The organism is Streptomyces melanosporofaciens, from assembly GCF_900105695.1.
Lineage (GTDB): Bacteria > Actinomycetota > Actinomycetes > Streptomycetales > Streptomycetaceae > Streptomyces > Streptomyces antimycoticus.
The window spans coordinates 500,428-523,746 of record NZ_FNST01000002.1 but is presented as its reverse complement, the minus strand read 5'-3'; the positions used below and the strand labels follow the sequence as shown (position 1 = coordinate 523,746).

The following is a 23,319-nucleotide window of genomic DNA, read 5'->3' as shown; positions in this document are numbered from 1 at the left end:
GCCTCCCGCCGCGGTAGCAGCTGATGTCACCGTCAGAACCTCTCCGGGAAGATCAGGGCGAGGACGAGATAGCCCAGCAGGGCGACGGCGACGACGAGGCCGACGACGTTTTCGGCGGTCACAGCTTCGTCACCCCCTTGGCGACAAAGGCCACCAGCGCGAACACCGCGAGCATGGTGACGACGAAGGCCACATCGGCCATCGCGAACTCCTGGAAAGAGGTCGGGGGAATCCGCAAGCGGCGGATCGGACGGGTTGTCGATAGAAGAAAACCCCGCCCATGGCCGGATCCAAGCGTCGTTGACGGGTCCCATACGCCGATCCGCACCCCCTTGACGCGACCCATACGGGCGCTGGGGCGAGGGGTGCGGATGTGTGCCGGTCGACGGGGCGCCGACGCCTGAACATGGGGTATGCCGGTGTTGGTCACGCCACAGTTCTGGAAAGGGCCACGCCACAGCCCTGGAAAGCAGAAAACCCCACGTGAAGTGGGGTATCAGCTGGTGTCCGAGGGGGGACTTGAACCCCCACGCCCGATAAAGGGCACTAGCACCTCAAGCTAGCGCGTCTGCCATTCCGCCACCCGGACCAGGTGTCTGCCGGTCGGCCCGCGGCCGTTCCGACGTGGAAAACCATAGCAAACATCGGGACGTGCTCGATCACGGCCGGTCGGGCCTGTGCGGCAGCGCTGTGTGACGGGGGCGTGACGGCGGCATTGCAGCCTTGGGCTGGGCGGGCGAGCGGAGGAGGATGGGCGGGTGACCCCTGCCGCGGGGGTCCGCACCTGGGCGTCCCGCGGCAGCGCAACGACGAGGAGGCATCGTGAGTGAGTCGCTTTCGGGCGCGACGACGACCGGAACGGTCAGCGGCGAGGACGAGGTGGTCGACCTCTGCCGTGACCTGATCCGGATCGACACCAGTAACTATGGCGACCACTCCGGCCCCGGTGAGCGCGCGGCCGCCGAGTACGTCGCCGAGAAGCTCGCCGAGGTGGGGCTCGAGCCGAAGATCTTCGAGTCGCACAAGGGCCGGGCGTCGACCGTGGCACGGATCGAGGGGGAGGATCCGTCCCGTCCGGCGCTGCTCATCCACGGCCACACCGACGTCGTACCGGCCAACGCCGAGGACTGGACCCACCACCCCTTCTCCGGCGAGATCGTGGACGACTGCGTCTGGGGCCGGGGCGCGGTGGACATGAAGGACATGGACGCGATGACGCTGGCGGTCGTCCGCGACCGGCTGCGCAGCGGCCGCAAGCCCCCGCGCGACATCGTGCTGGCCTTCCTCGCCGATGAGGAGGCGGGCGGGGTCTACGGGGCCAAGCACCTGGTCAACAACCACCCCGACCTCTTCGAGGGCGTGACGGAGGCGATCGGCGAGGTCGGCGGCTTCTCCTTCACCGTCAACGAGGATCTGCGGCTCTATCTGATCGAGACCGCGCAGAAGGGCATGCACTGGATGCGGCTCACCGTGGACGGCACCGCGGGGCACGGCTCGATGACCAACAACGACAACGCCATCACGGAGCTGACCGAGGCGGTCGGGCGGCTCGGGCGGCACAAGTTCCCGGTGCGGGTCACCAAGACCGTACGGTCCTTCCTGGACGAGCTGTCCGATGCGCTCGGCACCCCGCTCGACCCGGAGAACATGGACGAGACGCTGGCCAAGCTGGGCGGCATCGCGAAGATCATCGGTGCCACGCTCCAGAACACCGCCGCCCCGACCATGCTCAGCGCGGGCTACAAGGTCAACGTCATTCCGGGGCAGGCCACGGCGCATGTGGACGGGCGCTTCCTGCCGGGGTTCGAGGAGGAGTTCCTGGCCGACCTCGACCGCATCCTCGGCCCGCGGGTCAGGCGGGAGGACGTGCACGCGGACAAGGCGCTGGAGACCACCTTCGACGGGGCGCTGGTCGAGGCCATGCAGTCGGCGCTGAAGGCCGAGGACCCGATCGCCCGCGCCGTGCCGTACTGCCTCTCGGGCGGTACGGACGCGAAGTCCTTCGACGACCTCGGCATCCGCTGCTTCGGATTCGCGCCGCTGCGGCTGCCCCCCGAGCTGGACTTCGCCGGGATGTTCCACGGGGTCGACGAGCGGGTGCCGGTGGACGGGCTGAAGTTCGGCGTGCGGGTGCTGGACCGGTTCCTGGACGCCTGCTGAGGGCTGCACGAACGGCCTAATCGATCACACATACCGAAGGAACCAAAAAGGGTGAATGGTGTCGTAGCTTGATAGCTTGATTGCTCCCTCCTCGTTACATGGTGTGTGCGGCCCGTAACCGGGCCGCGGTGCCGACAAGGGGTGGTGCTGTACCCCGCCTTCGGCAACTACCGCATCGATCACGTGACATCGGGTCACGGTCCACCGGGGTGTGAGCCCCGGGCGGTTTCGGAGTGTGCGTGCTCCGGGACGCCCGGGGATGGGGGTGCGGGCGAGATCGCCCGCGCGCACTCCGGCCGGGACGGAAGGCTAGGGGAGCAGACAGTTATGCGACAGGTTGCGAAAAAGGGCCTGATCACCGTAGCCGCGGCGAGCGGCGTTCTCGCCGTGACCGGCGGCTACGCCCAGGCGGCGGGTCCGGGGGCCGATGGTGGCGCCGCGTACTCGCCGGGTGTCGTCTCGGGCAACAACATCCAGGTCCCGGTGCATGTGCCGGTGAATCTGTGCGGAAACACGGTGAGCGTCATCGGCGTCTTCAACGGTGCCGGTGGGGGGCGGTGCGGCGGCGGCTCGGACGACTCGTCCGGCGGTGGCGGTACCCAGGCCGGCGGTCCGCAGGCGCAGGGGAGCGCCAGTGACTCGTCGGGGATCGGTTCCGGCAACAACATCCAGGCCCCGATCGGCGTTCCGGTCAATGTGTGCGGGAACAACATCAGCGCGGTCGGGTTCGGCAACACCAGCGACGGCGGGGACTGCACCGAGACGGTCCCGGCGGTGCCGGAGAACCCGGGGGAGCCTGGGGAGCCGGGTGAGCCGGGTGAGCCTGGCAACCCCGGGAACCCTGGGAACCCGGGCAACCCAGGTGAGCCTGGCAACCCAGGTGAGCCTGGCAACCCTGGTAATCCTGGCAACCCGGGTGAGCCCGGAAACCCCGGCAACCCCGGCAACCCTGGCAACCCCGGAAACCCGGGTGAGCCCGGTAACCCTGGGAACCCCGGCAATCCGGGCAACCCCGGTAACCCCGGGGGTCGAACCCCGGCGGTGGCTCGGACGACCCCGCTGAGCAGGCGGGAAACCACGGCCTCGACCCGTCCGCGAACCTCGGCGGCAAGGAGCAGCTCGCGCACACCGGTGCCGGCCCCGTCGAGCTGGCGATTCCGGCCGCCGCGGGCCTGCTGCTGGCGGGCACGGTGCTCTACCGTCGGGCCCGCGCCGCGCAGCGCTGATCACACCTCGCGCTGCCAGGTAGGTGCGAGACAGGTGAGACAGGTGAGGCAGGCGCCGACCGTGCCGTGTGGTGGTCGTCACGCATCACCCGTCGTGCACCGCAGACCGCGCACCGCACCTCGCACGCCACGCATCACACACCGGATCTCCTACGCCGGGTGACCGTGGCGTCACTCTCGGCGGGCCCCGCGCCAAGCGGGGCCCGCTCCGCCTTGTCCCGGCCCGCTACCAGGTGGCCCGAAGCTGGCGGATGATCCGGCGCCGCAATCGCACTCTGCGGCTGCCGTCGGGGTTGAGTCTGAGGCGATCCAACTCCCAGTGTCCGTACTCAGCATGGTCGGTGAGCAGGCGGGTAGTGGCCTTGCGGGAAACCCCGCGCGGCACATACACATCACAGAATTCGTATTCCGGCATCGCATCTATTGTGCGGGAACTGCCCTGCTACGGATAGCGTCTGCACTATGTCTGATGCTGCGCAGCCATCCGCTGCCGAGGTACGCGCCGCTGCCGAAGCGGTGAAAGCCGCACTGGATCGTCACCTCGACGCTGTCGAACGCCGGTCGGGGGAAGGCGATCCGGCCGTCTACGCCGCGTTCAACGAACTGGCCGCGGCAGCCGAGGTCTACGACGAGCTGCTCTATGACGCCTACGACGAGGTGACGCCCTTCGAGATCCCTGGTGACGACCGCCTCCCCGCCTATGCCGGGCCGGAGGAGCCGAGCGCGCTGAGCGTGCTGATCCGCAGGGACTACGTCGTCGTCGAACCGCAGCGGCTGCTCTCGCAGGCGCAGCGGATCGCTGACCTGGATCCGGACATCGACACAGGGAACGACCGGGAGGGCGGCGGCGCGGCCGCCGGGGAGAGTGTGCACACCGCCTTGGGCGTGGTCTTCGGCGAGTTCGAGGCCGATGAGATCGCCTCTCGCCACAAGGAGTTCGGCCTGGAGGAGGGCGACTCCACGTTGTGGGTGGTGGCGGCTGAGGAGCCCCCGGAACCGGGGGAGTGGCTTTCGGCCCCCTTCGACCAGGCGGATCCGCATATGGTCGTGTGCCGCTTCGACATGAGCTCGGTCTTCGACGAGGAGCTCGAGGACGAAGAGCTCGAGGACGAGGACGAGCTGGAGGTGCTGGAGCCGGGCAGCTGAGCACCGCCGCTCCGGACTGATCGCCCGGCCCCGGATCGCCCCGCCTCACGGTGGGGTGATCCGGGGCCATGGTGTTCCCGGGCGCCTTCGCGAGCCGGGGCCGGGCCGCCGGTCAGGCCGTGGAACCGGCCGGGACCTGGGCCTGGAGCAGGGCGCGCAGCCGTGTGGTGCGCTCCTTGAAGGGGATCTCCGCCACCGCCCGGGGCAGCGCCCCTTCTGCGCCGTGGACCACCGACAGATGGCGCTCGCCGCGGCTGAAGGCCGTGTAGATCCAGGCGCGGGTCAGCCCCGCCGTGGCGTCGCCCGGCAGCACCACCACGGCCGCGGGCCAGCGCGCTCCGGCCGCCTGGTGCGCGGTGAGGGCCCAGCCATGCCGCACCAGCTCACCGACCTCCGTACGTGGCACCACCACGGGGCTGCCCGCGCAGTCCAGCCGCAGCCCCTCGGCGTCCGCCGAGACCACCGTGCCCGGCACCGTACGGCCCGGGGCCGGGGTGTACGCCACGCGGTCGCCCGGGTCGAAGCCGCCGAACTGTCCGGGGCCGGGGTTGAGCCGGGTCTTCAGCGCGGCGTTGAGCGCGCGGGTGCCGGCCGCGCCACCATGGCCGGGGGTGATCACCTGGGTCTGCTCCGCCGGGATGCCGATCGCACGGGGCACCGAGTCGGCCACGAGCTGCACCGTGCGGTGCACCGCCTCGCCCGCGTCCCGCACGGGCACGATCACGACCTCCTTGCCGGGCGCCTCCACCTGGTTGAGCTCGCCGATCCCGATGCCCGAGACCAGCTCGCCGATCGGGCCCGGGTCGGGGGTGCGGGAGACGACCTGCGGGCAGCGGCGGGCCGCCACCAGATCCGCGAAGACCCGGCCGGGGCCGGCCGACCCCAGCACCCCGGGGTCCCCGCTCAGCACCAGACGGGCGCCGTCCGGCAGCGACTCGACGAGCATCGCGGCCCTTTCCACATCGAGCTGCGGGGCGTCCAGCACGGCGAGCAGATCGAGCGCGAGCGCGCCCTCCTCGTCGCGTCCGGGGCCCTCGGCGTCGGCCAGCAGCCCGGCGACGGTGACGGCCGCGGAAGCGGCCTCCGGGTCGGCGCCCGGGGCCTCGCCCAGCGAGGCGGCCAGCCGCCGCCTGCCGTCCTCGCTGTGCGCCGCCGCATAGGCCCGCAGGCCCAGGGCGCGGGCGGCGGCGACCAGTGCCGCCGGTTCGGCGCGTGCCGCCTCGCCACCGCTGTGGGCGACCAGGCCGTGGGCCGCGACCGTACGGACGAGCTCCGCGGCGGAGGCGGTCGGCGCGGCGGCGGCAGAGCTCTCCCACTCGGGCGCGCCGGGGCCGCCCGTGGGCGCCTCGCCGTCTTGCGGTGGGACGAAGGTGCTCGCCATCCGGGCGAGGGCGTCGGCCAGGCTCTCCTCCGCCAGGGCATAGCGGTCCAGCCCCAGCAGCACCCGCACCGGCTGCTCGGCGTCCTCGTCGTCGGCCGCCTGGGGACGGGCCCCCGGCGGGGCGTCGAGCGCGTCCTGGAAGACCAGCACCGCACCTTCCGCGATCGCGGTGCGCAGCGCCTCGTCCGGGTCCGGCACGGACACCTTGGCGAGCGCGTCGCGCAGCGTGGACGACTCCAGCGCGGTGTGTCCTTCGAGGGCGGCGCGCTCCAGCAGCCAGCCGGTGAGCGCCAGCGCACGACGCTCGTCGCCGGGCTCGCAGGCCGGGCCGAGGAGGGCGCGGGCGAAGCCGTCCGCCTGGTCGGGGCGCACACCGGGCACGGCCAGCAGCTGCCAGGGGTCCTCGCGCAGCGCCTCGGCGGCGCGCTCCCCGAGCGTTTCGGCGACCGGCCCGGCCAGGCTCTCGGGGGCCCCGCCCGCCGCGAGCACCTGCCGGACGTCCCCGCTGCCGGGGATCTCGCCCCCTGGCCCGGGCGCCGGACGGGCCGACGGCGGGCGCCCGGGAGCGGGCGCGGCGGCGGGGGCCGCCGCACGGGGCCGCTCGTGCACGGGCGCGGCGGGGGCAGCGGGGGCGGTGGGCGCCGCCGGACGGCGGGCGGGGGCGTCGTTGAAGAACGACGCCGCCGACCGCTCACCGCTCTCCACGGCCCGTACGGCGGCGGCCAACGCCTCGGCCGCCGCCGACCGCCGCCCCTTGCCGCCCGCCCCGTCCCCGGGGGCGGCCGCGGCCTGCTCACGGTCGCCGCTCCCGCCGTGGGTGCCCGCTCCCGTGGCGTGACCGTCGGCCCCGCCTGCCGGTGGCTGTTCGCCGTCGGGGTCTCGCGGGCCGTGAGAGCCCGTTCCGGCGGTGGGCGCCTCGGCGTCGTCGGCCCCGCCCTGTCCGGTGGCCGCCGCCCCCGAGTCGTTCTGGCCCGCCCCCGCAGGAGCGCCCGCGCCGCCGGGCCCGCCCCGTCCGGCGGCTGCGGAAGCACCGGCGCCCGCGCCCGGGCCGCGTGAGCGCTCGCCTCGGCTGGGCCCGGCGCCTGCGTGCCTCCGGAGTCCTGGTCCGCCTCCGGGCCGCCGGATGTGCCGTGCCCGGCGGACGCGGCCTGATCACGGTCGGCGCTCCCGCCGTGGGTGCTGCCCGTTCCGGCGACGAAAGCCTGGGAAGCGTCGGCCCCGCCTCGTGCGGTGGCCGCCGCCCCCGCGTCGTTCCGGTCCGCCCCCGAGGGGGCGCCCGCGCCGCCGGGCTCGCTGTGGTCGTCCGGGGTGTGGTCCGGGTCCGGCCCGGCGGTGGCGGGGCCTCCGGGACCGCCCGGGGCCGGGGTCCCGGTGCCGTCCGGCTCCGCCGGCTCGGCGGGATGGGGCTCGGCCTCCTCGGGCGCGGATGCGGCTTCGCCGGCGAGGCGGTCGGTACTCACAGCGTGCTCCAGTCCTGATCGGGATAGCGGTGCACGGGCGCCGACACATCGTCGAGCGCCTGGCAGATCTCGTCCGGAAGACTAAGGCTCTCCGCCGACAACGCCGCTCTCAGCTGCTGGGCGTTGCGCGCGCCGACGATCGGCGCGGTGACTCCCGGGCGGTCGCGGACCCAGGCGAGCGCCACATTGAGCGCGGTGGTCGCCAGGCCGTCGGCCGCTATGGCGACCGCCTCGACGATCCGGCTCGCCTCCTCGTCCAGATACGGGGCGACGAAGGCCGCGAGCTCGGAGGCGCCGCGCGAGTCGGCGGGCGTCGTATGGCGGTACTTGCCGGTGAGCACACCGCGGCCGAGCGGCGAGGACGGCAGCAGCCCGACGCCGAGGTCGAGGGCGGCGGGCAGCACCTCGCGCTCCACACCGCGCTGGAGCAGTGAATACTCCATCTGCGTGCTGGCCAGCCGGGTGTGCGCACCGGAGGAGGCCAGCTGCCAGGTGGCGGCCTTCGCGAGCTGCCAGCCGCTGAAGTTGGACACCCCCACATAGCGGGCCCGGCCGCTGCTCACCGCGATGTCGAGAGCCTGCAGGGTCTCCTCGAGCGGGGTGAACGGGTCGAAGGCGTGCACCTGCCACAGGTCGACATAGTCCGTGCCCAGCCGCTCCAGGGAGGCGTCCAGCGCGCCCAGCAGATGGCCGCGCGAGCCGTCGAAGCGGCGGTCGGGATCGGGCACGCTGCCGGCCTTGGTGGCGATCTGCAGATCGCGCCGCGGCAGCAGCCCTTCCAGCAGCTGCCCCAGGAGGTATTCGGCGCCGCCGTCCGCGTAGACATCCGCGGTGTCGACCAGTGTCCCGCCCGCCTCCCAGAACGCCTTGAGCTGATCCGCGGCGTCGTGTTCGTCTGTGTCCCGCCCCCAAGTGAGCGTGCCGAGGCCGAGCCGGGAGACGCGCAGGCCCGTGCGGCCGAGGTGCCTTAGCTCCATGAACATCGAGATTACTGTCCGGATAGCGCCCCGTGGCAGCCTGTGGATAACCCACCCCTGACGTATCCCGGCCATGCGCGCTAGAGTCCCCGGAACAGCGACGTTACTGATCAGTAAGGGGTGCGGTATGAGGCTCGGGATCAACCTCGGCTACTGGGGCGCCGGAATGGACGCGGACAACCTCGAGGTCGCCCGCGAGGCCGACCGGCTCGGCTATGCCGTCTGCTGGGCCGCCGAAGCCTATGGTTCGGACGCGGCCACGGTCCTCGCATGGGTCGCCGCGCAGACCGAGCGCATCGACGTCGGCTCCGCCATCTTCCAGATTCCGGCCCGTACCCCCGCCATGACGGCCATGACCGCCGCCACCCTCGACACCCTCTCCGGTGGCCGCTTCCGCCTCGGGCTCGGCGTCTCGGGGCCGCAGGTGTCCGAGGGCTGGTACGGGACGCGGTTCGACAAGCCGCTCGCCCGCACCCGCGAGTACGTGGAGATCATCCGCAAGGCGATGTCACGCGAGCGGCTGACGCACCAGGGCCAGAACTGGACGCTGCCGCTGCCCGACGGCCCCGGCAAGCCCCTCAAGCTGACCGTGCACCCGGTGCGGGAGTACATCCCGCTGTACATCGCGGCCATCGGCCCGAAGAACCTGGAGCAGACCGGCGAGATCGCCGACGGCGCCCTGGTCCTCTTCTACGCCCCCGAGCACGCCGAGGCGACCACCCTCAGCTCGCTGCGCGCGGGCCGGGAGAAGGCGGGCAAGGATCTCGAGGGCTTCGACGTGGTGCCCACCGTCCCCATGGCCCTCGGCGACGACGTCCGCTCCCTCGCCGACCAGTTCCGCCCGTACACGGCGCTCTACGTGGGCGGTATGGGCAGCGCCAAGCAGAACTTCTACAACAAGCTCGCGCAGCGCATGGGGTACGAGAAGGAGGCCGCCGAGATCCAGGAGAAGTACCTCTCCGGGGACAAGGAGGGCGCCGCCGCGGCCGTCCCCCACGAGCTGATCGACTCCACCTCGCTGCTCGGCCCCGTCGAGCGCATCGCGGACCGCATGCAGGCGTACGCGGAGGCCGGGGTCACCACCCTGTCGCTCACCCCCGCGGGCTTCACGCTGGAGGAGCGCCTCGCCGGGCTGCGGGCGGGCGTGGAGGCCCTGGATCGGGCCGGAGTCGCGTAACGGCGGCCACGGGCGCGAAGGGGGCCGCCATCGGGCGCTGAGAGGGCGACGAGCGCCAGCGGCGGCCCTGCTCGCGGTAGGGCGGTGAGAAGTCGCGATGGCGCTCGCAGTGCCGTGGCAGGCCGCACGGCGGCCGTCGAAGGCCCTTGGGGAGTTCGGCTCGGCCGGGGAGTCGGCTCCGCCGGGGAGTCGGCTCTGCGCCGCGCGCCGGAAGAATTCTGCGGCCGTGGTGGGGGCTCGGGGGTCTTCCCCGCCACGGCCGTCATCCAGCACAACGCCTCCGCCGCCCAGGAGTTACGGGGGGCGCGGTGCCCACACCGTCCTCCGTTCGGCCGAGCCGTGAGGCTGAGCTGTTGCCGCCGCGCCCACCGGGCCGTTGACTTTTTCTGCGCGGCCCCTGCGTGGATGTCGGCACGGAAGCGCATGGCTGCGCACGACAAGCGCACGGAGGTGGCGGCGATGCTCTCGGCGAAAAGCGTGTTCCAGGAGATCCTCGACAACGACGAGTCGTTCCGGCTCTTCTGCTCCGTCGCGGCCAGCGGGGAGGCCCAGGGAGGCTGGGAGAACGGCCGGATCGCCGCCCTCGTGCCCGAGAGCCTGCGCGACCTCGCCCCCAAGATCGCCCGCCATGGCGCCGACGAGGACAAACACGGCCGGATCTTCAACGCCCTGCTGAGCAAGCGCGATCTGGAGCCCATGGAGGTGCCGCGCGAGGCCGACTACACGATGCTCCTGGAGGCGCGCGGCATCGGCCTCGCCCATGACAAGCTGCGCCGCGACGAGCCGCTCACCGAGCACGACATCGTGATCTACCTCGCGCACAGCCGGGTCACCGAACAGCGTGCTTCCGAGCAGATGGTGATGTTGCGCAGGTGCTTCGGCGACCACCCCGACCTCGGCCGCGCGGTGCGCATGATCGCCGAGGACGAGGACAACCACCTCGCCTACTGCCACGAGGAGCTGCTGCGCCTGGCCGCCGCCGGATACGGCCGGACCATCCAGCGGGCCCTGCGGGAGAGCGCGCTCGTCGAGATGGAGGTCTACCGGGACGTCAGCCTGGCCGTGATGGCCCACATGGGGAGCGTCCTCGGCTGGCCCAAGCCGAAGTCCGCGCTGTTCGCGGCCGGGATCCGCGCCCTGAATGTGTATGAGCGGCTGGGCGGCTGGCGGCGCATGGTGTCCCTGCGGATGCCCGAGCGGCGCAACGCGCTCGGCGGGCCCGCGCAGAGCGCTTCCGGGGCATCCGAGGCGCCCGAGTTCGTCTGAGCCCGACCACGGGCCCGCGGGCGCGCCCAGGGACAGGCGCCGCCGGGACGGTCAGCGCCGCCGGACCGCAGCCACCGGCTCAGAGCCAGCCGCGGCGCTTGAACCAGCGGTACAGCACGGCGATCACACCCACCATGAGCGCGACCACCCCCGGGTATCCCCAGGGCTGCTTCAGCTCGGGCATATGCTCGAAATTCATGCCGTAGATCCCGGCGATCATCGTCGGCACCGCCGCCATCGCCGCCCACGCCGAGATCTTCCGCATGTCGTCGTTCTGCCGCACACCCATCTGCGCGAGATGGGCGGAGAGGATGTCCGACAGCAGCCGGTCCAGCCCCTCCACATGCTCGTTCACCCGGGTCAGATGGTCGCTGACATCGCGGAAGAACGGCCGGGAGCCCTCGTGCACGAACGGCACCCCGGCGCGGGTGAGCCGCTCCATCGGCTCCCCCAACGGCCCGGCCGACCGGCGGAATTCCATCACCTCGCGCTTGAAGGCGTAGATCCGCCCGGCGGTGTTCTGCCCGGCGCCCGCGTTCGGGGCGAACACCTCCGTCTCCAGCCCCTCCAGGTCCCCGTGCAGCGCGTCGGCCACGTCCAGGTAGTGGTCCACGACCGCGTCGGAGACCGCGTACATCACCGCCGTCGGACCGTGCTGGAGAACCTCGGGCATCTTCTCCAGCCGGTCCCGCACCGCACCGAGCGGATTCGCTTCGCCGTGCCTTACGGTCACCACGAAGGAGTCACCGACGAAGACCATCAGCTCACCCGCTGCGACGGTGCCGGCCTTGTCGTCGTACTGGATCGGCTTGAGCACCAGGAACAGCGAATCGTCATAGACCTCCAGCTTCGGCCTCTGGTGGGCGCACAGGGCGTCCTCCACGGCCAGCGGATGAAGTCCGAACTCGCTGGTGACCAGCTCGAACTCCTTCTCGGTCGGCTCATGCAGGCCGATCCACAAGAAGGCGTCCCCTCTCGCGCGCGCCTCGTCGAGGGCGTCGGAGAAGTCGGCGGGTCCCTCGGTGCGGCACCCGTCCCGGTAGATGGCACAATCCACGATCACGCAGCGCATTCTGCCTCGCGTGATGGCGGTACGCACAGGGGGCCCTGGTGCGGGATCGGTGCGCATGCCCGCTGAGCGGCGCCGGAGGGGTCGTAGGGTGGCAGCCATGCCCATGCTGATCCTCGTACGGCACGGCCGGTCCACCGCCAACACCGCGGGCGTCCTCGCGGGCTGGACTCCCGGTGTCGCCCTCGACGAGCGCGGTGCGGCCCAGGCCGCGGCGCTGCCCGGCAGGCTGGCCGGACTGCCCCTGGCCGCCGCCGTCACCAGCCCCCTGCAGCGCTGCCGGGAGACGCTGGCCCCGCTGCTCGCCGCCCGCCCCGATCTGCCGCTGCACCCCGAGGACCGGATCGGGGAGTGCCACTACGGCGACTGGTCGGGCCGTAAGCTCGCCGAGCTCGCCGATGAACCACTGATGAACATCGTCCAGCAGCATCCGTCCGCCGCCGCCTTCCCCGGTGGCGAGTCCATGCGCGCCATGCACACGCGCGCGGTGGAGGCGGTGCGCGACTGGAACGCCCGGATCGAGCGGGAGCACGGCGCCGACGCGGTCTATCTGATGTGCTCCCACGGGGACGTCATCAAGGCGATCGTCGCGGACGCCCTCGGACTGCATCTCGATCTCTTTCAGCGGATCTCGGTCGAGCCCTGCTCGGTCACCGCGATCCGGTACACCCCGACCCGGCCCTTCGTCGTCCGGCTCGGCGACACCGGCGACTTCGCGGGGCTGGCCCCGCGCGAGGAGACCACCGGCGACCGGGGCGGGGACGCGGCGGTGGGCGGCGACGCGGGAGCACCGTGATCTCCGTGCGCAGTAGGGTGGTGCCGCGGTGCGAGGGCGCCGTGACAGCCCTGACCGGGCGGTCGTGGCACCCAGCGGTCAGCAGTCAGTCAGCCGAGCAGTCGAACCAAAATGGAGCAGGACGTTGTCCCGTCAGGTGTTCCTCTATGACCCGCCGGACCGTTTCGTCGCCGGTACGGTCGGGCTGCCTGGTCGCCGTACCTTTTTCCTGCAGGCGTCCGCCAGTGGCCGGACCACCAGTGTCGCCCTGGAGAAGACGCAGGTCGCCGCGTTGGCCGAGCGGATAGACGAGCTGCTGGACGAGGTGGTGCGGCGCACCGGCGGAAACGCCCCGGTCCCCGCCGTCGCACCGACCGAACTCACCGACACCGCACCGCTGGAAGCCCCCGTGGAGGAGGAGTTCCGGGTCGGCACCATGGCACTCGCCTGGGACGGCGAGGAACAGCGGATGATCGTCGAGGCACAGGCGCTGGTCGAGCTGGAGGCCGAGTCCGAGGAGGACCTGGCCGAGGCCGAGGAGCGGCTGCTCCAGGACGATGTGAACGGCCCGCCCATGCTGCGCGTGCGGCTCACCGGGACCCAGGCGCGGGCGTTCGCCAAGCGCGCCCTGGAGGTCGTCAACGCCGGCCGGCCGCCCTGCCCGCTGTGCAGTCTGCCGCTCGACCCGGAGGGACACGTATGTCCGCGCCAGAACGGATACCGCCGCGGAGCCTGACGCCGCCCACCCGTCTCCCACCACCACCCTCAACGGAGGCTTCGCGCCAGTTGCCCCCGTCCGAGCTGCTGGCTCTCGGTGAGCTGACGGTGCGCGGACAGGTCCGGGAGGCGTCCAACGCGGTGTTGTACTGCACGGTCGAGTACGACGGCCACAGCGCCCCCTGCGTCTACAAGCCGGTGGCCGGGGAGCGGCCGCTGTGGGACTTCCCGGACGGCACGCTCGCCCAGCGCGAGGTTGCGGCGTACGAGATCTCCGAGGCCACCGGCTGGGGCCTGGTGCCGCCCACCGTGCTGCGCGACGGGCCGTACGGGCAGGGGATGTGCCAGCTCTGGATAGAGGTCGAGGTGGCCCCCGACGGGGCGGACGGCGACGGGTCGACGGACGGCGACGGCGAGGGATCCGGGGAGATCGGGGGAGCGGAGCTGCTCGCGCTCGTCGAGGGCGACGAACCGGGCCCCGGCTGGAAGGCGATCGGCTACGCCGAGGTGGGCGAGGGCCGCACGGCGCTGCTGGTCCACGCCGACGACGTACGGCTGCGCCGGCTGGCCGTCCTCGACGCGGTGATCAACAACGGCGACCGCAAGGGCGGCCATCTGCTGCCCGCGGCCGGTGGTCGGCTCTATGCGATTGATCACGGAGTGACCTTCAACGCCGACGACAAGCTGCGCACGCTGCTGTGGGGCTGGGCCGGGGAGCCGCTGCCGGACGATGTGCTGGAGGTGCTGCGCCGGTTGGCGGACCAGCTAGCCGACGGCGGCGCGCTCTGCGCCCGGCTGGCGGAGCTGATCACCGGGGCCGAGATCGAGGCCCTGAGGGCCCGTGTGGCCACGCTGTTGCGGACCGGGAAGCACCCCGAACCCAGCGGCCAGTGGCCCGCCATCCCCTGGCCGCCGGTCTGAGACGGCCCGTCCGAGGGCCACCGGTCCGAGGCGGCCGGGTCCGGTGGCCGCCGGTCCGGGGGCGGCCGGGTCCGCTCCTCGTCCCCCGGCCGCCGGTCCGAGCGGACTGGCCCGCCTCCGCCCCCGGGCGGCGCTCCGCCGCGTCCCCGCCCGGCAGCCGTGGAACGCAGCTCAGGGGGCCCATGCAGCTCACGGGCGCATCCACAAGACCGCCGTTCCGGCCAACACCGCTGGTCCGGTTCGTATACGGACGCTGCATCCGGTTACGCTCATTGCATGTATGCCTGGCCCGCTTCTGAGGTTCCCGCCCTGCCCGGCAGTGGCCGGGACCTGAGCATTCACGACACCGCGACCGGGGGACGGATCACTCTGACCCCCGGTCCCGTCGCGCGCATCTACGTCTGCGGGATCACCCCGTACGACGCGACCCACATGGGTCATGCCGCGACCTACAACGCGTTCGACCTCGTTCAGCGCGTATGGCTCGACACCAAGCGCCAGGTTCACTACGTCCAGAACGTCACGGACGTCGACGATCCCCTGCTGGAGCGGGCCCAGCGGAACGGCGACGACTGGACGGCCCTCGCCGAGCGCGAGACCGCCCTCTTCCGCGAGGACATGACGGCCCTGCGGATGCTGCCCCCGCGCCACTACATCGGCGCCGTCGAGTCGATACCGGGCATCGTGCCGCTCGTGGAGCGGCTGCGCGACCTGGGCGCCGCCTATGAACTCGAAGGCGACATCTACTTCTCCGTGGAGTCCGACCCCTCCTTCGGGTCCGTCAGCCGGCTCGACGCCGAGGCCATGCGGCTGCTGTCCGCCGAGCGCGGCGGCGACCCGGAGCGCCCCGGCAAGAAGAACCCCCTCGACCCGATGCTGTGGATGGCCGCCCGTGACGGCGAGCCGAGTTGGGACGGCGGATCGCTCGGCGCCGGCCGCCCCGGCTGGCACATCGAGTGTGTGGCCATCGCCCTGGACCACCTCGGCATGGGCTTCGATGTGCAGGGCGGCGGATCCGATCTCGCCTTCCCGCACCATGAGATGGGCGCCTCGCACGCCCAGGTGCTCACCGGTGAGCGGCCGTTCGCCACAACGTATGTGCACGCCGGGATGGTGGCCCTGGACGGCGAGAAGATGTCCAAGTCCAAGGGCAATCTGGTCTTCGTCTCGGCGCTGCGCCGCGACGGTGTGGACCCGGCGGCCATACGGCTCGCGCTGCTGGCCCACCACTATCGCGCGGACTGGGAGTGGACGGACGGGGTGCTGCGGGAGGCCGAGGAGCGCCTCGGGCGCTGGCGTGCGGCCGTCTCGCGGCCGGACGGGCCCTCGGCCGCCGCGCTGGTGGAGGAGATCCGCGAGGCGCTCGCGAACGACCTGGACTCCCCGGCCGCCCTGGCCGCCGTCGACCGCTGGGCGGCCACGCAGACGGCCACCGGCGGTACGGACGAGGGGGCGCCCGGGCTGGTCTCGCGCGCCGTGGACGCGCTGCTGGGCGTGGCCCTCTGACGCGGCGTCGTATCGCCGCACCGCGACGGTGAACGCATGAGCCCGCGCCGGGGTCCTCCCGGCGCGGGCTCATCGCCGCGTCCCGTGTGCCGCGCCACGGGCTGACGTGGGGGCGTGTGACGCCGTGCGCCATGCGGGCCCGCGCACCGTGTGGAGCGTGGCGTACGTACGCGCGCGGCGGCGCGGCGGTGGCTACCGGCCGGAGCCGGACCCCTCGTCCCCGTCGCCGCCCCGGTCCGTGCCGCCCTCGTCGCGGCGGGAGGCGTCCTGGCCCTCGCCACCCTGGGCACCCTGGGCGTCGTCCGGACCCTTGGCGTCGTCCTCGGCGCCGCCGGTGTCCTCGGCGTCGTTGGCCACCTCGTCCTTGGGGGACGGCTTACGCGGCCGCCCATGGCCGGTGGAGGGATCCCGCAGATAGGGGGCGCCGGGGCCGCCCGTGCCGCCCTCCGCGAGACCGCCGCTCTCGGTCGCGTGGCCGCCCGGGCCGGGCTGGCCGTCGCGCCGCCGCAGATAGCGCTCGAATTCGCGGGCGATGGCCTCACCCGACGCCTCCGGCAGCTCGGCGGTGTCCCGCGCCTCCTCCAGCGACTGGACGTACTCGGCGACCTCGCTGTCCTCGGCGGCCAGCTGGTCCACGCCCAGCTGCCAGGCCCGTGAGTCCTCGGTCAGCTCGCCGAGGGGGATGCGCACCGAGATCAGGTCCTCGAGGCGGTTGAGCAGCGCCAGGGTGGCCTTCGGGTTCGGCGGCTGCGAGACGTAGTGCGGCACGGCCGCCCACAGGCTCACCGCCGGGACGCCGGCGTGGGCGCAGGCCTCCTGGAGGACTCCGACGATCCCGGTCGGGCCCTCGTAGCGGGTCTCCTCCAGATCGAGGCTGCGGGCCAGGTCCGCGTCGGAGGTGACCCCGCTGACCGGCACCGGCCGGGTGTGCGGGGTGTCGCCGAGCAGTGCGCCGAGGATGACGACCATCTCCACGCCCAACTCATGGGCGTAGCCGAGGATCTCGTTGCAGAACGACCGCCAGCGCATGCTCGGCTCGATACCGCGCACCAGCACCAGGTCCCGGGACTTCTCCCCGGTGTCCGCCCGGACCACCGAGAGCCGGGTCGTCGGCCAAGTGATCTTGCGCACGCCGCCCTCCAGGGCAACGGTGGGCCGGTTCACCTGGAAGTCGTAGTAGTCCTCGGCGTCGAGCGAGGCGAAGACCTCGCCCTTCCACTCCCGGTCCAGGTGCCCGACCGCGGTCGAGGCGGCGTCTCCGGCGTCGTTCCAGCCCTCGAAGGCACAGATCATGACCGGGTCGATCAGCTCGGGAACCCCCTCAAGCTCGATCACCCAGCGCCTCCTTCCGACCGGGGCGGACGGATCGGTGCCGCCACCGGCTGCAGTTCCCATTGCATGTCACCCAAGCCTACGGCTTTCCGGTGCTCCGGCCGCAGCCCCTGTCCAGGACCACTAAGAGATTCATCCGATCTGTCCTTGGAAAGTTCCGGCGTACCTCTGGACGAAACCCTTCGCGCAGCGCTATACATCGGATCATCGCGAAAGGTCCGATGTTCTCTCTCGCGCATCGTTTCAGGGAGCCCCCATTGAGTCTGCGTCCATCCGTCACCGAGCTCGAGGTCCATGACATCCGATTTCCCACCTCGGAGCAGCTTGACGGCTCGGACGCCATGAACCCGGACCCCGACTACTCCGCCGCCTATGTCGTGCTGCGCACGGACGCGGGGGAGGGGGCGGCGTCCGAGGGACACGGCTTCGTCTTCACCATCGGCCGCGGCAACGATGTCACCGCGGCCGCCATCCGCTCTCTCCGCCCCCATGTGGTGGGCCGCCCCGCGCCGCTGACGGCGGCCGACCTGGCCGCCCTGCACCGTGAGCTGACCCATGACTCGCAGCTGCGCTGGCTCGGGCCGGAGAAGGGCGTGATGCATATGGCGGCGGGCGCGGTGGTCAACGCCGCCTGGGACCTCGCCGCCCGGCAGGCAGGCAAGCCGCTGTGGCAGTTCCTCGCCGGGATGTCGCCCGAGGAACTGGTCGACTTGGTCGACTTCCGCTACCTCACCGACGCGCTCACCCGTGACGAGGCGCTCGCCATCCTGCGCGCCGCCGAGCCCGGCCGCGCCGAGCGCGCCGCGCTGCTGCGCGAGCGGGGCTACCCCGCCTACACCACCTCGCCCGGCTGGCTCGGCTACTCCGACGAGAAAATGATCAAGCTGGCGCAGGAGGCCGTCGCCGACGGCTTCGGCCAGATCAAGCTCAAGGTCGGCGCCGATCTCGACGAGGACCTCAGGCGGATGCGGATCGCGCGCGAGGCGGTCGGCCCCGATGTGCGCATCGCCGTGGACGCCAATCAGCGCTGGGACGTGGCGGAGGCGGTGCGCTGGATGAGCGCCCTGGCGCCGTACGACCCGCACTGGATCGAGGAGCCCACCAGCCCGGACGACGTCCTCGCCCACGCCGCCATCCGCGCCGGACAGCCGGTCAAGGTCGCCACCGGTGAGCATGTCGCCAACCGCGTGGTCTTCAAGCAGCTGCTCCAGGCCGAGGCGGTCGACTTCGTCCAGATCGACGCGGCGCGGGTCGCCGGGGTGAACGAGAACCTCACGATCCTGCTGCTCGCCGCCAAGTACGGACTGCCGGTGTGCCCGCACGCGGGCGGCGTCGGGCTGTGCGAACTCGTCCAGCATCTGGCCATGTTCGACTTCGTGGCCGTATCGGGCAGCTGGGACGACCGGGTCATCGAGTATGTCGACCACCTCCACGAGCACTTCGCCGATCCCGTGGTCATCGAGTCGGGCCGCTACCGCGCCCCGACCGCGCCGGGCTTCTCCGCCCGTATGTACCCCGAGTCGATCGCCGCCTACCGCTATCCGGACGGGCCCGAATGGCGGGCCCGCCTCGCGGGGCCCGAACCGGCACCGCCCGCATCCGCACCGCACGCACCCGCACAGCCCGTACGGCAGGAGGACCACCAGTGACCACCGGCGACTTCGAAGGGCTGGCCGCGCTCGTCACCGGCGGCGCCTCCGGTATCGGCGCCGCCATCGCCGCCACGCTGCGCGACCGGGGAGCGCGGGTCGCCGTGCTCGACCGCGACCCGTCGGGCGCCCCGGACGGCACGCTGGCGCTCAAGGCCGACGTCACCTCCGACGAGGCGATCAGGAGCGCGGTGGACGCGGCGGTGAGCGAGTTCGGCGCCCTGCACACCCTCGTCGGCAACGCGGGCATCGGCGCCATCGGCAGCGTCGAGGACAACTCCGACGAGGAGTGGCACCGGCTGCTGGACATCAATGTGCTGGGCCTGGTCCGCACCGCGCGGGCCGCGCTGCCCCATCTGCGCGCCGCCGCGGCCGACCGGCCCGGCGCCGTCTCCATCACCCACACCTGCTCGATCGCCGCCACCGCCGGACTGCCGCAGCGCGCCGCCTACAGCGCCAGCAAGGGCGCGGTGCTCTCGCTGACCCTCGCCATGGCCGCGGACCACATCCGCGAGGGGGTCCGCGTCAACTGCGTCAACCCCGGCACCGCGGACACCCCGTGGGTCGGCCGGCTGCTCGACCAGGCCCCCGATCCGGCGGCCGAGCGCGCCGCCCTGGAGGCCCGTCAGCCCACCGGACGGCTGGTCTCCGCCGACGAGGTGGCCGCCGCCGTCGCGTATCTCGCCAGCCCCGCCGCCGCGGCCGTCACCGGCACCGCGCTGGCCGTCGACGGAGGAATGCAGGGACTGCGGCTGCGGCCCGCCTCCTCCTGAGACACCGTCTCCACCCCGGACAACGCCGCCACTGTGGACAACGGCCTCGCCCGACGCTACGCCCGAGACCAGCACCACCCGCACCACTCGACCCAGAACGACGAGAACGACCAAGGACGGGACTCGATGACGAGACTCCGCACCACCGGCACCGCCGCCTGCGCCGTGCTGCTGGCCGTCGCAGCGCTCACCGGCTGCAACCGCGAGAGCAATGGCGCCGGCGGCGGCAAGGTCGGCATCGACATGCCGCGGACGGACACCGACTTCTGGAACTCCTACCAGCAGTACCTGGAGAAGGGCGTCGACAAGGGCACCGTCTCCGCGCTGCCGCTGTCCAACTCGCAGAACGACATCTCCAAGCTGGTCGCCAACGTCCAGGCCTTCACCGACCAGGGCGCCAAGGCGATCGTCATGGCCCCCCAGGACACCGGCGCCATCTCCTCCACCCTGGAACAGCTGGAGGAGAAGAAGATCCCCGTGGTGAGCGTGGACACCCGGCCCGACTCCGGCAAGATCTACATGGTGGTCCGGGCCGACAACCGGGCGTACGGCACCAAGGCGTGCGAATACCTCGGCGAGAAGCTGGGCGGCAAGGGCCGGGTCGCCGAGCTCCAGGGCGACCTCAGCTCCATCAACGGCCGGGACCGCTCACAGGCGTTCGCCTCCTGCATGAAGAAGAAGTACCCCGGCATCAAGGTGCATGAGCTGCCCACCGACTGGAAGGGCGATGTGGCCTCCGCCAAGCTGCAGAGCCTGCTGGCCCAGCACAAGGACATCAACGGCATCTACATGCAGGCGGGCGGCGCCTTCCTGCAGCCCACGCTCGCGCTGCTGGAGCAGAAGCGGCTGCTGAAGCCGGCCGGTTCGGACAAGCACATCACGATCATCTCCAACGACGGGATACCCGAGGAGCTGGACGCGATCCGCTCCGGGAAGATCGACGCCACGCTCTCCCAGCCCGCCGACCTCTACGCCCAGTGGGCCCTGAACTACGCGAAGGCCGCTCTGGACGGCAAGACGTTCAAACCCGGCCCCACCGATCACGGCTCCACCATCGTCAAGATCGAGAACGGTCTGGAGGACCAGCTCCCGGCGCCGCTGGTCACCAAGGAGAACGTCGACGACAAGAAGCTGTGGGCCAACCAGCTCGAGAAGAAGTGACCATGGGCACGGTCGAGCAGCCCGCCGTGGTGCGGGCCCAGGGCATCGTCAAACGGTTCGGTCCCACCGTCGCCCTGGACCAGGCCCGGCTGGCCGTACGGCCCGGGGAGGCCCATGCGCTCGTCGGGCGCAACGGGGCGGGCAAGTCCACGCTGGTGTCCGTCCTGACCGGGATGGAGCGCCCGGACGAGGGCGAGGTCACCTTCGGGGGCGAGCCCGCCCCCGGCTACGGCGACACGGCCGCCTGGCAGCGCCGGGTGGCCTGTGTCTACCAGAAGTCGATGGTGGTCCCGGACCTGACGGTCGCCGAGAACCTCTACCTCAACCGCTTCCCGGGGGCGCGCCACATCCGCTGGCGCGCCCTGCGCGAGGACGCCCGCGCGCTGCTGGCCGAGTACGGCGTGGAAGTGGATCCGCAGACGCGGGCGAAGGATCTCAGCGTCGAACAGCGGCAGTTCGTGGAGATCGCCCGCGCCCTCTCCTTCGGCGCCCGGCTGATCATCCTCGACGAGCCCACCGCCCAGCTCGACGCGGGCGGTATCGACCGGCTCTTCGCCAAGCTGCTGGAGCTGCGGCGGCAGGGGGTGGCCTTCCTGTTCATCTCGCACCATCTGCAGGAGGTCTACGAACTCTGCGACACCGTCACCGTCTTCCGTGACGCCCGGCATGTGCTCACCGCCCCGGTCGCCGACCTCCCCAAGGAGGAGCTGGTGGCGGCGATGACCGGGGACGACGGCGCGGCGCCCGGGGGCGACTCCCGGGCGGCCGTCCGCGCCCCCGTCGCCCGTAAGGAGGCCGACCCGGGCGGGGAGCCGGTGCTGCGCACCGAAGGGCTCGCCCTGGAGGGCGAGTTCGACCCGCTGGACCTGGTGGTGCGCCCCGGCGAGGTGCTCGGCCTGGCCGGGGCCACCGCCAGCGGCAACACGGCGGTCGGCGAAACCCTGGTGGGCCTGCGCAAACCGGCCGGCGGGCAGCTTTCGGTGCGCGGCCGCCCGGTGCGCCCCGGCAGTGTGCCGCACGCCATCGACGCGGGCATCGGATACGTCCCGGAGGACCGGCACGACCAGGGCCTGGTCCTGGGCCGCAGCGTCGCCGAGAACGCCACCTTGACCGTCACCGACCAACTCGGGCCCTACGGCACGGTGCTGCCCTCCCGGACCCGCGCCTTCGCCCAGCGGATGATCACCTCCCTGGACATCAAGACCTCGGGCCCCTCGCAGCCCGTTTCGGGTTTGTCCGGCGGAAATCAGCAGAAGGTCGTCATCGCGCGGGCACTGGCCCGTGAGCCCAGCGTCCTGGTCGCGATCCGCCCGACCGCCGGGGTGGACGTGAAGTCCAAGGACGCCCTGCTCGGCGTCGTACGGGACGTCGCCGCGGCCGGGAGCGGCGCGGTCATCGTCTCCGACGAACTGGACGATCTGCGGGTCTGCGACCGGATCCTGGCCTTCTTCCACGGGCGGGTGGTCGCGGAGTTCGGCAGCGGCTGGAGCGACCGCCAGCTCGTCGCCGCCATGGAGGGCATGACCGAGCCGGGCACCAACGGCACGGCGGGGGACACAGAAGACCGCACAGAAGGAAGGCAGTCATGACCGATACGGCACGCCAGCAAACCGCCGAGGCGGTGGCTGACGGCCCGGCGGGGCGGGGCCGGCCGCGGATCGACATCGCGCGCTGGCGCGATCTGTCACTGGTCCCCGTGATCTTCGTCCTCGGGGTCATCGGCTTCATCGTCTCGCCCGCCTTCCTCACCGAGGACAACCTGATCGGCGTCGTCCAGCAGTCCACCGAGCTGGGGCTGCTGGTGCTGGGCGAGGCGCTGATCCTGATCAGCGGGCGGATGGACCTCTCCCTGGAGTCGACCATCGCCGTGGCGCCGGTGATCGCCCTATGGCTTGTCCTGCCCGATCACGGGGCGCGGTTCGAGGGCCTGGGGCTGCTGCCGGTGTGGACCGCCATACCGCTGTGCCTGGCGGTCGGGGCGCTGATCGGCGCGGCCAACGGCTTCCTGATGCTCAAACTGCGCGTCAACGGCTTCATCGCGACCCTGGGCATGCTCACCATGCTGCGCGGACTGCAGGTCGGCGTCGCCGAGGGCCAGTCGATCGTCAACGTTCCCGAGTCCTTCCGTTACCTCGGCAAGGCCGACTGGCTGGGCGTACCCGCCGCCGTGTGGATCTGCCTGGGGCTGTACGCCCTCGGCGGCCTGGCGCTCGGCTATCTGCGGCACGGGCGCGCGCTGTACGCGATCGGCGGCAACCCCGAGGCCGCGCGGGCGGCGGGCATCCGGGTGGACCGGATCACCTGGATCGTGCTGAGCGTCGGCGGCCTTCTCGCCGCCTTCGCGGGCATCCTCTACACCGGCCACTACGGCTCGGTCGCCGCGACCCAGGGCAACGGCTGGATCTTCCAGGTCTTCGCCGCGGCGGTCATCGGCGGAATCAGCCTCAAGGGCGGCCGCGGCACGCTCTTCGGCGCGCTCACGGGCGTGCTGACGCTGCAACTGGTCGTCAATGTGATGACCCTGGGCGGGGTGCCGCCCCTGTGGAACCAGTTCATCAACGGCTCGATCATCATCGTCGCGCTGATCATCTCCCGCTACGCCAGCGGCGAGAAGCAGGACTGA

The 23,319-nt window shown here is 72.1% G+C and carries 20 protein-coding genes and 1 tRNA gene; 14 read left to right on the top strand and 7 right to left on the bottom strand.

Features of this window, described 5'->3' with window-relative positions; all coding sequences use genetic code 11:
* Window positions 1-32: 32 nt before the first annotated feature.
* Window positions 33-122 carry a K(+)-transporting ATPase subunit F gene (gene kdpF, locus BLV72_RS05000; protein ID WP_009326374.1) on the bottom strand — a complete coding sequence of 30 codons (90 nt, stop codon included), beginning with the start codon at window positions 120-122 and terminating at the stop codon, window positions 33-35.
* Between the two features lie 379 nt (window positions 123-501).
* A tRNA-Leu gene (locus BLV72_RS04995) sits at window positions 502-589 on the bottom strand.
* Window positions 590-822: 233 nt separating this feature from the next.
* Here BLV72_RS04995 and BLV72_RS04990 point away from each other — a divergent pair.
* Both BLV72_RS04990 and BLV72_RS48705 read left to right on the top strand, forming a co-directional pair.
* Complete coding sequence (locus tag BLV72_RS04990) at window positions 823-2,160, top strand: M20/M25/M40 family metallo-hydrolase (RefSeq protein ID WP_093460540.1); 1,338 nt, start codon at window positions 823-825, stop codon at window positions 2,158-2,160.
* 327 nt (window positions 2,161-2,487) lie between these two features.
* The gene (locus tag BLV72_RS48705) at window positions 2,488-3,549 is read left to right on the top strand and encodes a chaplin (RefSeq protein ID WP_483153918.1); all 1,062 of its coding nucleotides are present in this window, start codon (window positions 2,488-2,490) and stop codon (window positions 3,547-3,549) included.
* A 63-nt stretch (window positions 3,550-3,612) separates the two neighbouring features.
* Here BLV72_RS48705 and BLV72_RS04980 read toward each other — a convergent pair whose 3' ends face one another.
* Window positions 3,613-3,801, bottom strand: a complete 189-nt coding sequence (locus tag BLV72_RS04980) for a DUF5703 family protein (RefSeq protein WP_014059547.1) — start codon at window positions 3,799-3,801, stop codon at window positions 3,613-3,615.
* A gap of 47 nt (window positions 3,802-3,848) precedes the next feature.
* On the opposite strand from BLV72_RS04980, the gene BLV72_RS04975 reads away from it, so the two are divergent.
* Complete coding sequence (locus tag BLV72_RS04975; protein WP_093460538.1) at window positions 3,849-4,532, top strand: hypothetical protein; 684 nt, start codon at window positions 3,849-3,851, stop codon at window positions 4,530-4,532.
* A 112-nt stretch (window positions 4,533-4,644) separates the two neighbouring features.
* Here the strand turns inward: BLV72_RS04975 and BLV72_RS04970 are convergent, their stop codons facing one another.
* Both BLV72_RS04970 and BLV72_RS04960 read right to left on the bottom strand, forming a co-directional pair.
* Window positions 4,645-6,618, bottom strand: a complete 1,974-nt coding sequence (locus BLV72_RS04970) for a helix-hairpin-helix domain-containing protein (RefSeq protein WP_244320658.1) — start codon at window positions 6,616-6,618, stop codon at window positions 4,645-4,647.
* 751 nt (window positions 6,619-7,369) lie between these two features.
* Window positions 7,370-8,350: an aldo/keto reductase gene (locus tag BLV72_RS04960; protein ID WP_059148632.1), complete on the bottom strand. Its 981-nt coding sequence runs from the start codon at window positions 8,348-8,350 to the stop codon at window positions 7,370-7,372.
* 127 nt (window positions 8,351-8,477) lie between these two features.
* Here BLV72_RS04960 and BLV72_RS04955 point away from each other — a divergent pair, with 127 nt between their 5' ends.
* Complete coding sequence (locus BLV72_RS04955) at window positions 8,478-9,527, top strand: LLM class F420-dependent oxidoreductase (protein WP_093460535.1); 1,050 nt, start codon at window positions 8,478-8,480, stop codon at window positions 9,525-9,527.
* A 459-nt stretch (window positions 9,528-9,986) separates the two neighbouring features.
* Window positions 9,987-10,793: a hypothetical protein gene (locus BLV72_RS04950; protein WP_093470158.1), complete on the top strand. Its 807-nt coding sequence runs from the start codon at window positions 9,987-9,989 to the stop codon at window positions 10,791-10,793.
* Window positions 10,794-10,872: 79 nt separating this feature from the next.
* On the opposite strand, the gene corA is transcribed toward BLV72_RS04950, so the two are convergent.
* A complete protein-coding gene (gene corA / locus BLV72_RS04945) occupies window positions 10,873-11,865 on the bottom strand; it encodes a magnesium/cobalt transporter CorA (protein WP_093460534.1) in 993 nt (330 codons plus the stop codon).
* A gap of 97 nt (window positions 11,866-11,962) precedes the next feature.
* Between corA and BLV72_RS04940 the strand changes: the two genes are divergently transcribed.
* The 4 genes from BLV72_RS04940 to mshC all read left to right on the top strand — a co-directional run bounded on the left by BLV72_RS04940 (window position 11,963) and on the right by mshC (window position 15,781).
* Window positions 11,963-12,658 carry a histidine phosphatase family protein gene (locus BLV72_RS04940; RefSeq protein ID WP_093460532.1) on the top strand — a complete coding sequence of 232 codons (696 nt, stop codon included), beginning with the start codon at window positions 11,963-11,965 and terminating at the stop codon, window positions 12,656-12,658.
* Between the two features lie 124 nt (window positions 12,659-12,782).
* The gene (locus BLV72_RS04935; RefSeq protein ID WP_078640529.1) at window positions 12,783-13,373 is read left to right on the top strand and encodes a DUF3090 domain-containing protein; all 591 of its coding nucleotides are present in this window, start codon (window positions 12,783-12,785) and stop codon (window positions 13,371-13,373) included.
* Entirely contained in the window at window positions 13,337-14,275 is a 939-nt protein-coding gene (locus tag BLV72_RS04930) for an SCO1664 family protein (RefSeq protein WP_208905543.1), read from the top strand. Before BLV72_RS04935 ends, BLV72_RS04930 begins: the two co-directional genes overlap by 37 nt.
* A gap of 276 nt (window positions 14,276-14,551) precedes the next feature.
* Window positions 14,552-15,781: a cysteine--1-D-myo-inosityl 2-amino-2-deoxy-alpha-D-glucopyranoside ligase gene (gene mshC / locus BLV72_RS04920; protein ID WP_093460528.1), complete on the top strand. Its 1,230-nt coding sequence runs from the start codon at window positions 14,552-14,554 to the stop codon at window positions 15,779-15,781.
* Between the two features lie 192 nt (window positions 15,782-15,973).
* On the opposite strand, the gene BLV72_RS04915 is transcribed toward mshC, so the two are convergent.
* Complete coding sequence (locus BLV72_RS04915) at window positions 15,974-17,116, bottom strand: PAC2 family protein (protein WP_079059860.1); 1,143 nt, start codon at window positions 17,114-17,116, stop codon at window positions 15,974-15,976.
* Window positions 17,117-17,334: 218 nt separating this feature from the next.
* Here BLV72_RS04915 and BLV72_RS04910 point away from each other — a divergent pair, with 218 nt between their 5' ends.
* The 5 genes from BLV72_RS04910 (at window position 17,335) to BLV72_RS04890 (ending at window position 23,319) form a co-directional block, all read left to right on the top strand.
* Entirely contained in the window at window positions 17,335-18,762 is a 1,428-nt protein-coding gene (locus BLV72_RS04910) for an enolase C-terminal domain-like protein (protein WP_425288351.1), read from the top strand.
* Window positions 18,759-19,535 carry an SDR family NAD(P)-dependent oxidoreductase gene (locus BLV72_RS04905; protein WP_093460526.1) on the top strand — a complete coding sequence of 259 codons (777 nt, stop codon included), beginning with the start codon at window positions 18,759-18,761 and terminating at the stop codon, window positions 19,533-19,535. Before BLV72_RS04910 ends, BLV72_RS04905 begins: the two co-directional genes overlap by 4 nt.
* Before the next feature lie 126 nt (window positions 19,536-19,661).
* The gene (locus tag BLV72_RS04900; RefSeq protein ID WP_093470154.1) at window positions 19,662-20,696 is read left to right on the top strand and encodes a sugar ABC transporter substrate-binding protein; all 1,035 of its coding nucleotides are present in this window, start codon (window positions 19,662-19,664) and stop codon (window positions 20,694-20,696) included.
* 2 nt (window positions 20,697-20,698) lie between these two features.
* A complete protein-coding gene (locus BLV72_RS04895; RefSeq protein ID WP_093460525.1) occupies window positions 20,699-22,285 on the top strand; it encodes a sugar ABC transporter ATP-binding protein in 1,587 nt (528 codons plus the stop codon).
* Window positions 22,282-23,319 (top strand): ABC transporter permease, encoded by a 1,038-nt coding sequence (locus BLV72_RS04890; RefSeq protein WP_059148622.1) that lies wholly within the window; start codon window positions 22,282-22,284, stop codon window positions 23,317-23,319. The genes BLV72_RS04895 and BLV72_RS04890 overlap by 4 nt, the downstream gene beginning before the upstream one ends.

Bases quoted from the DNA above. Each gene is read 5' to 3' on its own strand.
- BLV72_RS48705 (WP_483153918.1), top strand. From the start codon at position 2,488: ATGCGACAGGTTGCGAAAAAGGGCCTGATCACCGTAGCCGCGGCGAGC.
- BLV72_RS04980 (WP_014059547.1), bottom strand. From the start codon at position 3,801: ATGCCGGAATACGAATTCTGTGATGTGTATGTGCCGCGCGGGGTTTCC.
- BLV72_RS04975 (WP_093460538.1), top strand. From the start codon at position 3,849: ATGTCTGATGCTGCGCAGCCATCCGCTGCCGAGGTACGCGCCGCTGCC.
- BLV72_RS04960 (WP_059148632.1), bottom strand. From the start codon at position 8,350: ATGGAGCTAAGGCACCTCGGCCGCACGGGCCTGCGCGTCTCCCGGCTC.
- BLV72_RS04955 (WP_093460535.1), top strand. From the start codon at position 8,478: ATGAGGCTCGGGATCAACCTCGGCTACTGGGGCGCCGGAATGGACGCG.
- BLV72_RS04950 (WP_093470158.1), top strand. From the start codon at position 9,987: ATGCTCTCGGCGAAAAGCGTGTTCCAGGAGATCCTCGACAACGACGAG.
- corA (WP_093460534.1), bottom strand. From the start codon at position 11,865: ATGCGCTGCGTGATCGTGGATTGTGCCATCTACCGGGACGGGTGCCGC.
- BLV72_RS04940 (WP_093460532.1), top strand. From the start codon at position 11,963: ATGCCCATGCTGATCCTCGTACGGCACGGCCGGTCCACCGCCAACACC.
- BLV72_RS04930 (WP_208905543.1), top strand. From the start codon at position 13,337: ATGTCCGCGCCAGAACGGATACCGCCGCGGAGCCTGACGCCGCCCACC.
- mshC (WP_093460528.1), top strand. From the start codon at position 14,552: ATGTATGCCTGGCCCGCTTCTGAGGTTCCCGCCCTGCCCGGCAGTGGC.
- BLV72_RS04910 (WP_425288351.1), top strand. From the start codon at position 17,335: ATGTTCTCTCTCGCGCATCGTTTCAGGGAGCCCCCATTGAGTCTGCGT.
- BLV72_RS04900 (WP_093470154.1), top strand. From the start codon at position 19,662: ATGACGAGACTCCGCACCACCGGCACCGCCGCCTGCGCCGTGCTGCTG.
- BLV72_RS04895 (WP_093460525.1), top strand. From the start codon at position 20,699: ATGGGCACGGTCGAGCAGCCCGCCGTGGTGCGGGCCCAGGGCATCGTC.
- BLV72_RS04890 (WP_059148622.1), top strand. From the start codon at position 22,282: ATGACCGATACGGCACGCCAGCAAACCGCCGAGGCGGTGGCTGACGGC.